General features: G+C 59.8%; 11 protein-coding genes. 4 read left to right on the top strand and 7 right to left on the bottom strand.

Features of this window, described 5'->3' with window-relative positions:
• Positions 1-64: 64 nt before the first annotated feature.
• From GWQ31_RS19050 to GWQ31_RS19020, 7 genes are all read right to left on the bottom strand, one after another.
• Positions 65-1,303: an ABC transporter substrate-binding protein gene (locus GWQ31_RS19050; RefSeq protein ID WP_111589752.1), complete on the bottom strand. Its 1,239-nt coding sequence runs from the start codon at positions 1,301-1,303 to the stop codon at positions 65-67.
• The gene (locus GWQ31_RS19045; RefSeq protein ID WP_256686280.1) at positions 1,300-1,434 is read right to left on the bottom strand and encodes a hypothetical protein; all 135 of its coding nucleotides are present in this window, start codon (positions 1,432-1,434) and stop codon (positions 1,300-1,302) included. Before GWQ31_RS19045 ends, GWQ31_RS19050 begins: the two co-directional genes overlap by 4 nt.
• Positions 1,435-1,438: 4 nt before the next feature.
• Positions 1,439-2,884 carry an ATP-binding protein gene (locus tag GWQ31_RS19040; RefSeq protein ID WP_021140662.1) on the bottom strand — a complete coding sequence of 482 codons (1,446 nt, stop codon included), beginning with the start codon at positions 2,882-2,884 and terminating at the stop codon, positions 1,439-1,441.
• Between the two features lie 51 nt (positions 2,885-2,935).
• The gene (locus tag GWQ31_RS19035; RefSeq protein WP_059113618.1) at positions 2,936-3,658 is read right to left on the bottom strand and encodes a response regulator transcription factor; all 723 of its coding nucleotides are present in this window, start codon (positions 3,656-3,658) and stop codon (positions 2,936-2,938) included.
• Positions 3,659-3,944: 286 nt separating this feature from the next.
• Positions 3,945-5,129: an acetyl-CoA C-acyltransferase FadA gene (fadA, locus tag GWQ31_RS19030; protein ID WP_198519299.1), complete on the bottom strand. Its 1,185-nt coding sequence runs from the start codon at positions 5,127-5,129 to the stop codon at positions 3,945-3,947.
• Entirely contained in the window at positions 5,130-7,277 is a 2,148-nt protein-coding gene (fadB, locus tag GWQ31_RS19025; RefSeq protein WP_275908073.1) for a fatty acid oxidation complex subunit alpha FadB, read from the bottom strand.
• Between the two features lie 202 nt (positions 7,278-7,479).
• Positions 7,480-9,417: an acetoacetate--CoA ligase gene (locus GWQ31_RS19020; RefSeq protein ID WP_275910015.1), complete on the bottom strand. Its 1,938-nt coding sequence runs from the start codon at positions 9,415-9,417 to the stop codon at positions 7,480-7,482.
• 190 nt (positions 9,418-9,607) lie between these two features.
• Here GWQ31_RS19020 and pepQ point away from each other — a divergent pair, with 190 nt between their 5' ends.
• Genes pepQ through hemG form a run of 4 tightly spaced genes read left to right on the top strand, consistent with a single transcriptional unit; the run spans position 9,608 to position 13,573 of the window.
• Positions 9,608-10,930, top strand: coding sequence for a Xaa-Pro dipeptidase (pepQ, locus tag GWQ31_RS19015; RefSeq protein WP_021140665.1), 1,323 nt, complete (start codon positions 9,608-9,610; stop codon positions 10,928-10,930).
• A complete protein-coding gene (locus GWQ31_RS19010; RefSeq protein ID WP_017413084.1) occupies positions 10,930-11,547 on the top strand; it encodes a YigZ family protein in 618 nt (205 codons plus the stop codon). The genes pepQ and GWQ31_RS19010 overlap by 1 nt, the downstream gene beginning before the upstream one ends.
• 36 nt (positions 11,548-11,583) lie before the next feature.
• The gene (locus GWQ31_RS19005) at positions 11,584-13,041 is read left to right on the top strand and encodes a TrkH family potassium uptake protein (protein ID WP_021140667.1); all 1,458 of its coding nucleotides are present in this window, start codon (positions 11,584-11,586) and stop codon (positions 13,039-13,041) included.
• A gap of 7 nt (positions 13,042-13,048) precedes the next feature.
• The gene (gene hemG / locus GWQ31_RS19000; protein WP_234578987.1) at positions 13,049-13,573 is read left to right on the top strand and encodes a menaquinone-dependent protoporphyrinogen IX dehydrogenase; all 525 of its coding nucleotides are present in this window, start codon (positions 13,049-13,051) and stop codon (positions 13,571-13,573) included.
• Positions 13,574-13,935 lie beyond the last annotated feature (362 nt).

Below are 13,935 nucleotides of genomic sequence, written 5' to 3'. Positions count from 1 at the left end.
TTTCCCACAATGACAAAGGCGGATCATCATCCGCCTTTGTCGTTTCTGGCTGTCGAGAAAGGGACTAGCGGGTCGAGCGCATGGCCCGCTCCAGATGCAGCGCCGTTTGCTGCGGATTGGCATTGGGATCGTTGAAGAAGTTGCTCAGCACATCCATGATCGCCTGGCGCATGTTGGTCGGCGTTGCCATCCCTTCCGCCATGCTGGGCAGCAGATTGCCCTCTCGCTCCGCCAGCAGGAAATCCTGATAGGAGCGCAGGGCGCAGCGATCGAACTTGCTCATGTCCGGCTTGGTGAGGGCGGGGATCGAGCCCTTCACCCGGTTGAACTCCTGCTGGAAGCGCGGCGTCATCAGCAGCTGGGCCAGTTCACCCTGTGCCTGCAACTGGGCGGGATCCCGCTGCTTGAACATGGCGATGGAGTCCAGGTTATAGCTGAACAGACCGTCGCTGCCCGGGCTGGGCAGACACTCTATGTCTTCCCCGGGCCTGTAGTTGCTCACGCTCAGTTCCCCCTTCACCCAGTCCCCCATCAGCTGCATGGCGGCTTCGCCGGTTTCCAGCTGGGTGGTCGCTTGATGCCACTTCAAACCGACGAAGCTCTTGGGTACGTAGGCGCGCAACTGCTGGAAGCGGGTCAGCACCCGTACCATGTCGGGGCCGGTCAGGGTCGCGCCGTCCAGTTCGACGAAGGCCTTGCGATAGAAATCCTTGCCTCCCTCCCCCAGCGCCACCGTTTCGAACAGCACCGCCAGCTGCCAGGGTTCGTTGCCGATGGCGAGCGGTGTGATGTTCTGTGCCTTGAGCTGCTCTGCCACCACCACAAACTGGTTCCAGTCGGTGGGCGGGGTCAGCTCCAGCTTGTCGAACACCTTGCGGTTGAGCCAGAGCCAGTTGACGCGGTGAATGCCGGTGGGCACCGCCATCAGGGCACCATTCTGGCTGAGGGTTTCTCGCACCATGGCCGGTAGCTGCGGATACCAGCCGAGGTGTTCGGCCATGGGGGTGAGGTCGCGCAGAAAGCCGAGCCCGGCCCACTCCCTCAGCTCATAACCCTTGAGGTGTGCCGCCTCCGGCGGGTTGGCCGCCAGCGCCCGGCTCTTGAGTACCGTCATGGCGCTCTTGCCGCCGCCACCCTGCACCGCGAAGTCGTTCCACTGATTGCCCTGCTCGGTCCACTCGGACTTGAGCACCTCCACCGCCTTGGCCTCGCCACCGGAAGTCCACCAGTGCAGCACCTCCACCTGGGAGGCGCCTACAGGCAGGGAGAGCAGGGCGACAATGGCAAACGGGAACAACTTCATACTGTGACAGCCTTGAGTGAAGGAGAGTGGTCGGTGCCGACCGCACGCCACCCGTGCAGCACCCCGACACGCTGGGAGGCGGCAACGGGCGAAGAGATCAGGGCGATGACAGAAAAAGATAACCACTTCATAAGGTTACTGCCTTGGTAGGGAGAGGGTGGCCTGCAGGCCGCCCTGCGGGCGATTTTCCAGCACCAGATCGCCGCCGTGGGCGTGGGCTATGTTGCGGGCTATGCCCAGACCAAGGCCGGTGCCAGCCAGATCCGTGCTGAGCCGGTAGTAGGGCTCGAAGATGCGCTCGAACTGATCGTCCGGCAGGCCGGGGCCCTCATCCATGATAAAGAGGATCAGCATCTCCTCGTCGTCCATGATGATGATGCGCACTTTCTGGCCGTACTTGATGCCGTTGTCCACCAGGTTGCCGATGCAGCGCTTGAGCGCCAGCGGCTTGCCACGGTAGAGCTGCTTGCAGTGGCCCTCTATGGTCAGCCGTTCGTCATGCAGGTTCATGGACTCGGCCATCTGCTCCAGCATGGCATCGATATCGAGCTGCTCTATGTTCTCGTGGATGTCGGTGTCTTTCACCGTCTGCAGCGCCCCTTTGACCATCAGCTCCAGCTCGTCCAGATCCTTGTTGAACTTGCCGATCTGCACCTCGTCATCGAGCAGCTCGACCCGCAGCCGCAGCCGGGTGATGGGGGTCTTGAGATCGTGGGAGATGGAGCTGAACAGCCGCTCCCTATCATCGATATAGCGGCGGATGCGGTGCTGCATGATATTGAAGGCGCGGGTCGCCGCCACGATTTCTGACGCCCCTTCCTCTTTGAGCGAAGGTTGGTCTATATCCTTGCCCAGGTTGACCGCCGCCTTGGCGAGCCGACGCAGCGGGCGGGTCTGCCAGCGCACCAGCAGGAAGGTGAAGAAGCAGAGAAACACCGTCATCAGGGCGATGAAACGCACCTGGTTGCTCGGCATCACTGTATCGTCGAGGGTCATGTAGGGGGCGGGCAGCAGGGCTGCCAGATAGAGCCATTCACCCGGCTCTATCTCTATCTGGGTCACCAGCACGGGCGGATTGAGCGGTTCCAGCGACAGGGTATAGCGGGCCCAGGAGGAGGGCAGATCCGCCAGCAGGGTGTCGTTGTTGAAGACGTGCAGGTCCTCGGGTCGGGAGAAATCCACCTTGATGGCCATGGCGTCCGAGAGCTTGCGGACCAGCACCCCTTGCACCTCTTTCAGCACCAGCGTTTTGCGCTCGCTGTCGGGGATGGCGCTGATGTGGATCTCTTCCTCGTTGAGTGACACGAAGAAGCGGCTCCCCCCCATATTGCGCAGCTGATCCAGCGCTATGTGGCGGTACTGCAGCGGCAGGGATTTGAAGAAGTTGACGGTGGAGGCGGCCGACAGTGCCAGATTACGGGTGGTGCTGAGCATGCCTTCCAGCTCCCGCTTCTGGATCTGCTGCATCCAGATACCGGTGAGAATGGTCTGGGAGAGCAGGATGGCGAGCAGCAGCAACAGCAGCATCCGCGACAGCAGGGAGCGGGGAACCAGCGCCCGCCAGAACCAGCCACTCCTCATGGGATCTCGCGCCTTTTTTCGTTCAGCATGCCGTTGCTACCTTTTTACCCTTCACGGGATCTCGTGTACTTCGGCAATCAGCATATAGCCGCTGCCGCGTATGGTCTTGATGATGCGCGGGCTCTTGCCGTTGTCACCCAGTTTCTGGCGCAGACGGCTGATCTGCACGTCGATGCCACGCTCCATCGGCAGGCTCTCGCGGCCCCGGGTGGCATCGGAGATGGTGTCTCTGTCCAGCACCACGCCGGGTTGCTGCAGGAACATGCCGAGCAGCAGGGCGTCGCTGCCGGAGAGATCCAGCAGGCTGCCATCGTCGTGGGTCAGCTGGTGGCTCAGGGTGTCCAGGGTCCATTCGGCGAAACGCAGGCGGCGGCTCGGTTCTTTCTCTTTTTCCGGCTGGCGGAATTCGGCGCGGCGCAGCAACGCCTTGATGCGAGCCTGCAGCTCGCGCGGGCTGAACGGCTTGGCGATGTAGTCGTCGGCGCCGAGTTCGAGGCCGATCACCCTGTCTGCCTCATCGGAGGCCGCGGTCAGCATGATGATGGGTACCTGGGAGTCGCGACGGATCTGTTGGCACAGGGTAAAGCCGTCGTCGCCGGGCATCATGATATCGAGAATAATCAGGTCCGGGCTGTGCAGGACGAGCTGCTGGCGCATCTCGTTGCCTTCCGCCGCCGTCAATACCTGGAAACCGGCCCTGGTCAGGTATTCATTGAGCAGCTCGCGGATCTCTTGGTCGTCGTCGACGATCAGCAGTTGTTTGCTCGTTGACATATGTATGTGCATCCACCCATTTTTTTGTGCAGATTGAACCTGTCGGGGGAGCAAAAAGCAAGCAAGCCCCCCATCTAATGTGAGGTTATGGGCAATATCCTCCCATATAGCGCTCTCTAAATAAAAAAGGCCGACCCAAACGGGGCGGCCAAAGCGCAGATTCCGACGACAGGAGATCACCCCGTGTGGCGATCTCGACAGACTCGATGACGGGCCGGCAAGGCCGACCCCAAAAAAGACAGTTTTGGCTCGCCCTCACTGTCGCAGTGAGGGCGAGCCGTTGACATCACACCCGTTCGAACACTGTGGCTATGCCCTGGCCCAGACCGATACACATGGTGGCAAGACCCAGATTGGCGTCCTTCTCCTCCATCAGATGGATCAGGGTGGTGGAGATGCGGGAGCCGGAGCATCCCAGCGGGTGACCCAGAGCGATGGCACCACCGTTCAGGTTGACCTTCTCTTCCGCCACGTCCAGCAGTCCCAGATCCTTGACGCAAGGCAGTGACTGGGCGGCGAACGCCTCGTTCAGCTCGACCAGATCGATGTCGCCTATGGTCAGACCGGCACGCTTGAGCGCCTTCTGGGTAGCAGGCACAGGGCCATAACCCATGATGGCTGCATCGCAACCGGCCACGGCCATGGAGCGCACTCTGACGCGCGGAGTCAGCCCCAGCGCCTTGGCACGATCCGCGCTCATCACCAGCATGGCGGAGGCGCCGTCGGACAGAGCCGAGGAGGTGCCGGCGGTGACTGTGCCGTTGACCGGGTCGAACACAGGGCGCAGCTGGCTCAGGGTTTCGACCGTGGTCTCCGGGCGGATCACCTCGTCGTAGTCGTAGAAGAAGCGGGCGCCACTGGCGTCATGCCCTTCCAGACCGACGATCTCTCTGGCGAAGCGCCCTTCCACGGTCGCGGCATAGGCGCGGCGGTGGGAGCGGGCGGCAAACTCGTCCTGCTGCTGGCGGCTGATGCCGTGCAGCTTGCCCAGCATCTCGGCGGTCAGCCCCATCATGCCGGAGGCCTTGGCTACCGACTTGGCCATGCCGGGGTGGAAGTCGACCCCGTGGCTCATGGGCACATGGCCCATGTGCTCGACGCCGCCAATGATGAAGATGTCCCCATCACCCACCTGAATGGCACGGGAAGCATCATGCAGCGCCTGCATGGAGGAACCACACAGGCGGTTGACGGTGACAGCACCTACCTGCTTCGGAATGCCAGCCAGCAGGGCGGCGTTACGGGCTATGTTGAAACCTTGTTCCAGGGTCTGTTGCACGCAGCCCCAGTAGATGTCCTCGATCTCGTTCGGGTCGAGGTTGGGGTTGCGCAGCAGGATGGAGCTCATCAGGTGCGCGGACAGATCTTCTGCACGCACGTTGCGGAAGGCGCCGCCCTTGGACCGGCCCATGGGGGTCCGGATACAGTCGACAATGACTACGTCTTTCATGAATGGATCTCCTTTCCGCAATCAGTAGAAGGTTTTGCCCTGGGCAGCCATCTCGCGCAAGCGGTCGCTGACACGGTAGAGCGGGCCCAAGTCGGCATACTGGTCGGCCATGGCCACGTAACGATCCAGACCTATGGTGTCCAGATAGCGGAACACGCCACCACGGAAGGGAGGGAAGCCCAGACCATAGACCAGCGCTATGTCGGCCTCGGCCGGCGTGGCGACTATGGCCTCTTCCAGGCAGAGCACCACCTCGTTGATCATGGGGATCATCATGCGGGCTATGATGGCTTCCTTGTCGAAATCCTGTTTCGGCTTGGCAATGGGGGCCAGCAGCTCGTAAGCGGCCACATCGGCCACCTTCTTCGGCTTGCCCTTCTTGTCCTGCTCGTAGGCGTAGAAGCCCTTGCCATTCTTCTGACCGAAGCGGCTGGCGTCGTACATCACATCGATGGCGGTACGGCCTTCCTTGCTCATGCGCGCCGGGAAGCCCTGCGCCATGACGTCACCGGCATGGTGACCTGTGTCGATGCCGACCACGTCCAGCAGGTAGGCGGGGCCCATGGGCCAGCCAAACTCCTTCTCCATCACCTTGTCGACGGCGGCAAAGTCGGCGCCATCGGCGACCAGCTTGTTGAAGCCGAAGAAGTAGGGGAAGAGCACGCGGTTGACGAAGAAGCCCGGGCAGTCGTTGACCACCACCGGCGACTTGCCCATGGCGGCGGCGTAGGCCACCACGCGGTTGATGGTTTCATCGGAGGTCTGCTCGCCGCGGATGATCTCCACCAGAGGCATGCGGTGCACAGGGTTGAAGAAGTGCATGCCGCAGAAGTTTTGCGGGCGCTTCAGTCCCTTGGCCAGCAGGGAGATGGGAATGGTGGAGGTGTTGCTGGCGAGCACGGCGTCTTCGCCAATGATCCCTTCCACTTCGCCCAGCACGGCTGCCTTCACCTTGGGATTCTCGACCACGGCTTCGACCACCAGATCCACGTGCTTGACGTTGTCATAGCTCAGGGTCGGGGTAATGGCGGAGAGCACCTGGCCCATCTTGATGCCATCGATGCGGCCCTTCTCGAGCTGGCCGTTGAGCAGCTTGGTGGCTTCACCCATGCCCAGCGCCAGCGCTTTCTCGTTGATGTCCTTCATCACAGCCGGAATGCCCTTGCTGGCAGACTGGTAGGCGATGCCGCCACCCATGATGCCGGAGCCCAGCACGGCGGCGTGGCTAGTGGCCTTAGCAGCCTGCTTGGCGGCCTTCTTGGCCAGCGCCTTGATGTGCTGATCGTTCAGGAAGATGCCGACCAGCGCCTTGGCGACGTCAGTCTTGGCCAGCTTGATAAAGCCTTGTGCCTCGACCACCAAGGCTTCGTCACGGCTCATGCCGGCGGCGGCTTCGACGGTTTTCACCGCCGTCATGGGGGCCGGATAGTGCTTGCCCGCCACGGCGGCAACCATGCCGGCGGCGGTGCTGAAGCTCATCATGGCTTCCAGCTTGGAGAGACGCAGCGGGGCCTTCTTGGCGGCGCGGCGACTCTGCCAGTTCAGCTTGCCCGCGATGGCATCTTTCATCATCTGTACGGCGGCGCTGTGCAGCGCCTCAGGCGCGACAACGGCATCGACGGCACCCACCTTGAGGGCATCATCGGCACGGTAATCCTTGCCTGTGGTGATCCACTCCAGCGCGTTGTCGGCACCGATGAGGCGCGGCAAACGAACAGTGCCGCCAAAGCCTGGCATGATGCCGAGTTTGGTCTCGGGCAGGCCAATCTTGGCGCTGGTGTCGGCCAGACGAAAATCGGTGGAGAGTATGGTCTCGCAGCCGCCGCCCAGGGCGTGGCCCTTGATGGCAGAGAGGGTCGGTACCGGCAGATCTTCGATGGCGCTGAAGATGTCGTTGGCCTTTTTCAGCCAGCCGAGCAGATCTTCTTGCGGCAGATCGAACAGTTCCAGGAATTCGGTAATGTCGGCACCGACGATAAAGGCGTCTTTGCCGGAGGTGAGGATCAGACCTTTTAGTTCACGTTCTTGTTTTAATGCGGCGATCGCTTCGCTCAGTGAGAGCAGGGTAGCGCGATCCAGCTTGTTGACTGAACCCGGGGCATCAAACCTCAGTTCGGCAATGCCGTTTTCGAGGTAGCTGACCGACAGGGTTTCGCCTTGGTAGATCATGAGAGTGTCTCCTTGTTCCCACTCGGTGGGGGGTGTTGCTCCTTTATCCCCAGCAGGGGGCGAGGCTCACTATTGATCCAAAAGAAGACAATTTCAACACCTATTTAAAACATTTGTTTAACAGGTTTCGAGTAAAAGCTCGCCTCAGGTTAACAGTCAAAATAAAGGCGTCTGATGACGCCTTTATTAATCTTGAACCTTGTCAGCTGGCTAGTTCAGGCCGATCCCGATACTGGCTCAGCACGTCGGGATCGGCGAGGGCATGAGTATTGTTGACGGGTCTGTTATGCACCACTTCCCGCACTGCCAGCTCCACTATCTTGCCGGACTTGGTGCGGGGGATCGCATCCACCTGCAGTATACGGGCGGGCACGTGGCGGGCCGTGCAGTGCTGCCTCACTTGCTGGCGAATGCGCTCGCACAGCGGCTCATCCAGCTTGATGCCTGGCTTGAGCTTGACGAACAACACCACCCGCTCGTCCTGCTGCCACTGCTGGCCGATGACGATGCTCTCTTCCACCTCGTCCAGCTGCTCCACGTAGCGGTATATCTCGCTGGTGCCGATGCGCACGCCCCCCGGATTGAGAGTGGCGTCGGAGCGGCCATAGAAGAGGATGCCGCCGGTGTTGGTCAGCTCGATCCAGTCGCCGTGGCACCAGATGTTGTCGAATCGCTCGAAGTAGGCGGCGTGGTACTTGTCTCCGTTCTCGTCCCCCCAAAAGCCGATGGGTTGGGCCGGGAAGGGCTTGGTGCAGACCAGTTCCCCTTTCTCGCCCTGCACCGGCTGGCCCGCCTCGTTGAAGACCTGCACCGCGAGGCCAAGACCGCGTCCCTGGCTCTCGCCGCGATAAACGGGGCTGATGGGATTGCCGATGACGAAGCAGGAGCAGATGTCGGTGCCGCCGGAGATGGAGCTCAGTTGTACATCTTTTTTGATGCCTTGATAGACGTAGTCGAACCCTTCCGGTGAAAGCACAGACCCCGTGCTGCAGATGAGCCGCAGCTGTGGCAACTCGTGGGTCTTGATGGGGGCATAACCCTGCTTGTGCAGGGCATCCAGGTACTTGGCCGAGGTACCGAACAGGGCGACCTCTTCGTCGCGGGCGAGATCCCACAACACGTTGCCGTCCGGGTAGAAGGGGGAGCCGTCATAGAGCACCAGAGTCGCACCGGAGGCGAGGGCGCTCACCAGCCAGTTCCACATCATCCAGCCGCAGGTAGTGAAGTAGAACACCCGCTCCCCCGGCTTGATGTCGCAGTGCAGCTGATGCTCCTTGAGATGTTGCAGCAGGGTGCCGCCTATGCCGTGGACGATACATTTTGGCTTGCCGGTGGTGCCGGACGAATAAAGGATATAGAGCGGATCGTTGAAGCCCATGGGTTCGAAGCGGAGGACGGCGTCCGGCTGGCTGGCCAGCACTTGCTGCCAGTCGTGGCCCAGTTGCAGGGGATTGCCGAGCAGGGGGATCATCACCGTCTGCTCTATGCTGTCGATCTGGCTGACCACGCTGGCCACCTTGGCCTGGATGTCGATGGCCTTGCCGTTGTAGCGATAGCCGTCCACCGCAAACAGCACCCTGGGCCGGGTTTGGCCGAAGCGCTCCACCACGCTGGCCTCGCCAAAGTCGGGGCTGGTGGAGGTCCAGATAGCGCCCAGGCTGGTGGTTGCCAGCATGGCCACCACGGTTTCCGGGATATTGGGCAGGTAGGCGGCGACCACGTCGCCCCGACCTATCCCCTGGCTGCGCAGCCACTGGGTCAGTCTGGCCACCTGATCCGCCAGTTCACGCCAGCTCAGGGTGCGGCTTGGGCTGCCTTCGATGCGGGAGATAATGGCCGGACTCTCATCCTGGCGGCGCAGCAGGTTTTCGGCGAAGTTGAGTCGGCTATCGGGGAACCAGCGGGTGCGCTGCATATCCTGGCGGTTCTCTGCCACTATGTCGCCGAGTTCCCCTTTGACACCGCAGTGCTGCCACACCAGAGGCCAGAAGCGAGTGGTCTTTTCCACCGACCACTGATAGAGCTGGGCATAGCTGTGCAGTTGCAGGCCGTGGAAGCGGTTGACCTCGCCCATAAACTGCTGGAGATTGGATTGTTGAATCCTGTCCTGATCCGGTTGCCACAGGCAAAGATTGTGCATGAGTAGTCCCTGACTGCATGTATCTACCGGCAGTGTATTGAATTGTTTTTTATTTGTTAATGATTGGTTTTTGTTTCATAACAAAAGCTTTGTAACGTATGCGTTACCTCACGAAGCGATAGCTTGACGGTTCGAGCCTTGATTCGCTTGATGTTATGCTGAAATCACATTTCTCCCGGAGCAGGACGCCATGAGCAGCTACAGCCAACTTTTTGCCCAGCACCTCGATACCTTGCAGCATCGCACCCGCGACATACTGCAACAGCAGGGGCTCAGCGGCCTGGCCATCCACTCCGGCCAGACCCACCGCATCTTCCTCGACGACCAGGATTACCCCTTCAAGGTGAATCCGCACTTCAAGGCCTGGTTGCCGGTGCTGGACAATCCCCACTGCTGGTTGCTGGTGGATGGTGTGAGCAAGCCAGTGTTGCTGTTCTACCGGCCGGTGGATTTCTGGCACAAGGTGGCAGAGCTGCCCAATGCCTTCTGGGTCGACTTCTTCGACATCCGCTTCCTGACGAGGCCGGAGCAGATCGCTGATCACCTGCCTGCCAGCAAGCAGGAGTGGGCTTATCTGGGCGGTCATCTGGAAGTGGCCGAGCTGCTGGGGCTGGGTCAGCCCAATCCGGAAGCTGTGCTCAACTATCTGCACTATCACCGCGCCTACAAGACGCCCTATGAGCTGGAGTGCCTGCGCGAAGCGAATCGCATCGGTGTGCGTGGCCACATCGCTGCCAAGGACTCCTTCATGGCGGGGGCGAGCGAGTTCGAGATCAACCTGGCTTATATGAAAGCCGTTGGCCAAGGGGCCAATGACGCGCCTTACGGCAATATCGTTGCCATCAACCGCAATGCGGCCATCCTCCACTACACCCACTTGTCTGCCTTGCGGGTGCCGGATGCGGAACGTTACTCCTTCCTCATCGATGCAGGGGTGGACTTTCACGGTTATGCCTCCGACATTACCCGCACCTGGGCCTGGCGCAGGGGCGAGTTTGCCGATCTGATTGCGACGCTGGACTCACAACAGCAGGAGATTATCGAGGAGATCAAGCCGGGGAGGCGCTACAGCGAGCTGCATCTGCAGATGCACCACAAGCTGGCGCGACTGCTACAGTCCGTGGAGCTGGTGGACATGTCAGTGGATGAGATGATCCACACCGGCGTGACCAATGTCTTCTTCCCCCACGGCCTGGGTCACTTCCTTGGCCTGCAAGTCCACGACGCGGGCGGTTTCATGCAGGACGAGCGCGGTACGCACCTGTCTGCCCCCGAACAGTTCCCCTACCTGCGTTGCACCCGGGTGATGGAGGTGGGCCAGGTGTTCACCATAGAGCCGGGTCTCTACTTCATCGACAGTCTGCTGGAGCCACTGCGTCAGAGTGAGCAGGGCAAACGGGTCAACTGGAACAAGGTGGAAGCGCTGCGTCCGTTCGGCGGCATCCGCATCGAGGACAACATAGTGCTGCATGCCAACGGGGTGGAGAATATGACGAGACAAGCGGGTCTCTGATGGCGGCTGGCTATTCCATCCCTGCCGCGCCGCTGGAGCTGAGTGAAGAGATCAAAAAGAGCCGCTTCATCACGTTTATTGCCCATACACCGACGGTCGAGGCGGCCAAGGTCTGGGTAAACGAGATAAAGCAGTTACACCCCGGGGCCCGGCATCACTGCTGGGCTTTTGTCGCCGGGGCGCCGCAAGATAGTCAGGTTTACGGCTTCAGCGATGATGGCGAGCCTTCGGGAACCGCTGGCAAGCCTATGTTGGCCCAGCTGATGGGATCCGGATTGGGTGAGATAGCCGCCGTTGTGGTGCGCTACTACGGTGGCGTGCTACTGGGTACCGGCGGTCTGGTCAAGGCCTATGGTGGCGGTGTCGGCGCAGCCCTCAAGCGACTCGAGACTCAGATCCGGCATCAGCAAACCCCTTCTCTCATCCAGTGTGATTACACCGACATGGGCGCGGTAGAGGCGCTGCTCAGCAGCCATCACGGTCAGGTACTGGATGCCGATTATGGTGCTCGCGTCACTTTGCAGGTCGCGTGGGAATCCTCTGTTTGGGCCCAGGTTGATCGGGAATTGACCGACCGAACCCATGGACGGGTATCCCTTCGCTCCTTAGATGGCTAGAATCCATCGCTCTTTTAGCCTGAAGAGGGAGCCGGAATGCACATTCTGAGCATTATTCGCATCGTTGGCCTGCTGGTTGCACTGTTCAGCTCGACCATGTTGTTGCCCGCCATGGTTGCGTTTGGTTATCGGGATGGTGGTGGTGCCGAGTTCGTCAGCTCCTTTTTTATCGCGCTTCTGCTTGGCGTGCTGCTCTGGTTTCCCAACCGCCATCACAAGAAGGAACTCAGATCGAAAGAGGGCTTCCTCATCGTTGTCTTGTTCTGGACTGTGCTGGGCAGTGTGGGCGCAGTCCCGTTCATTATCGGCGATGTCCCCGGTATGTCGGTCTCGGAGGCCTTTTTCGAATCTTTCTCCGGCCTGACCACCACGGGAGCAACCGTGCTGACCGGGCTGGATAACCTGCCCAAGGCCTTCCTGTTCTATCGTCAGTTGCTGCAGTGGCTGGGGGGGATGGGGATCATAGTGCTGGCGGTCGCCATCTTGCCGCTGCTCGGCATCGGTGGCATGCAGCTTTACCGTGCCGAGATTCCGGGGCCGGTCAAGGATACCAAGGTGACGCCACGCATTGCCGAGACTGCCAAGGCGCTCTGGTTCATTTATCTCTTGCTGACCATGCTCTGCGCTCTTGCTTACTGGCTGGCGGGGATGTCGCTGTTCGACGCCATCTGCCACTCTTTCTCCAGCCTCTCCATCGGCGGTTTCTCCACTCACGACGCCAGCATAGGTTTTTTCAATAGTCCGGCGATAAACCTCATCACAGTGTGCTTCCTGCTGATCGGCAGCATCAACTTCGGCCTGCATTTCATGGTGTTTACCCATACGCCGGTGCGTCTGCTGAGCTATCTGCGCGATCCTGAAGTAAAAGTGTTCCTCGGTATCCAGCTGTTCCTGTTTTTGTTCTGCGCGGCCGTGCTGCTGCATCACAACCACTATGAACATTGGCAGGAGACCCTCAACCACGCCCTGTTTCAATCGGTATCGCTCGGCACTACCACGGGTTACAGCACCACCAGTTATGCGGATTGGCCCTCTATCCTGCCCATGATGCTGATGTTCTCTTCCTTTATTGGTTGCTGCGCTGGCAGTACCGGAGGGGGCATCAAGGTGATGCGCTTCATGATCCTGTTCATGCAGGGGGTGCGGGAGTTGAAGCGGCTGGTACATCCGCGCGCCGTCTATACCCTCAAGCTGGGCCGCAAGGCGGTGTCGGACCGTATCGTCGAGGCAGTATGGGGTTTCTTCGCCACTTACATTATTCTGTTTGTGCTGTTCATGCTGGCACTGATCGCCACCGGGATGAATGAGGTGACCGCTTTCTCTGCTGTGGCGGCGACGTTGACCAACGTGGGACCGGGTCTGGGGGATGTGGCCTCCAACTTTGCCGGTACCAGCGCCGCAGCGAAATGGATACTGATCCTGGCCATGTTGTTTGGTCGATTGGAAATTTTCACGCTTCTGGTACTGTTTACCCCCGCATTCTGGCGTAGTTGAGGTTGTTATGGACAAGATTCTGGTGCTTTATTCCTCTCGGGACGGCCAAACCCGCAAAATCATAGATGTCATGCTGGAGGAGATGCCGGGATGCGAGGTGGTGATGCATGATCTGCATGCCCTGCCCATGTGCAACCTCAGCAAGTACAAGAAGGTGCTGATCGGCGCATCTATCCGTTATGGTAATTTTCATCCCAGCTTGCTCAGCTTTATCCACGCTCATCAGGAGCAGCTGGAGGTGGCCAACGCTGCCTTCTTCTGCGTCAATCTGACCGCGCGCAAGCCGGAGAAACAAACGCCGCAGACCAATGCCTATATGAAGAAGTTCCTGCGCCTCTCTCCCTGGAAACCGAAGACCTTGGCAGTGTTTGCCGGTGCGCTTCAGTATTCCCGTTATAACTGGTGGCAGACCCGTATCATTCAGCTGATCATGAAGATGACAGGTGGTAGCACGGATACCAGCAAGGATCTCGAATTTACCGATTGGGAAAAGGTGCGCAGTTTTGCCCGGGAATTCTGGTCAAAAAGATAGCAACCTGATGTGAATACAGGGTTTATTGCCCGAAGGAGCCCTGCTGATGCGGGGCTTTTGTTTAATAAAACAACGGTTGAACCGCAAAACCGCAAAAAGTGCCATTTTTTGCGGTTTTGCCCTTGTCATCCCGGCGCGGCTCCCTATAATGCGCCCCTACCAGCACGGCGGAACACGCCGAACTGATGAGCCAGCTTCCTTGCGAAGCCAGCGCCGAAAGAAAAGCGAAAACAATCGCTTGACTTTCGAAGTGAGGAGCGTAATATGCGCCTCCTCAACGCGACAAGCGTGACGCTCTTTAACAATTTGAATCAAGCAATCTGTGTGGGCACTCACAGCATCGAACATCAAACAATTTTGTT

Origin of the sequence: Aeromonas sp. 2MA4, from assembly GCF_029237305.1 — a bacterium.
Taxonomy (GTDB): domain Bacteria; phylum Pseudomonadota; class Gammaproteobacteria; order Enterobacterales; family Aeromonadaceae; genus Aeromonas; species Aeromonas salmonicida.
The sequence above is the reverse complement of the archived record's forward strand: the minus strand, read 5'-3'. Positions and strand labels throughout refer to the sequence as shown.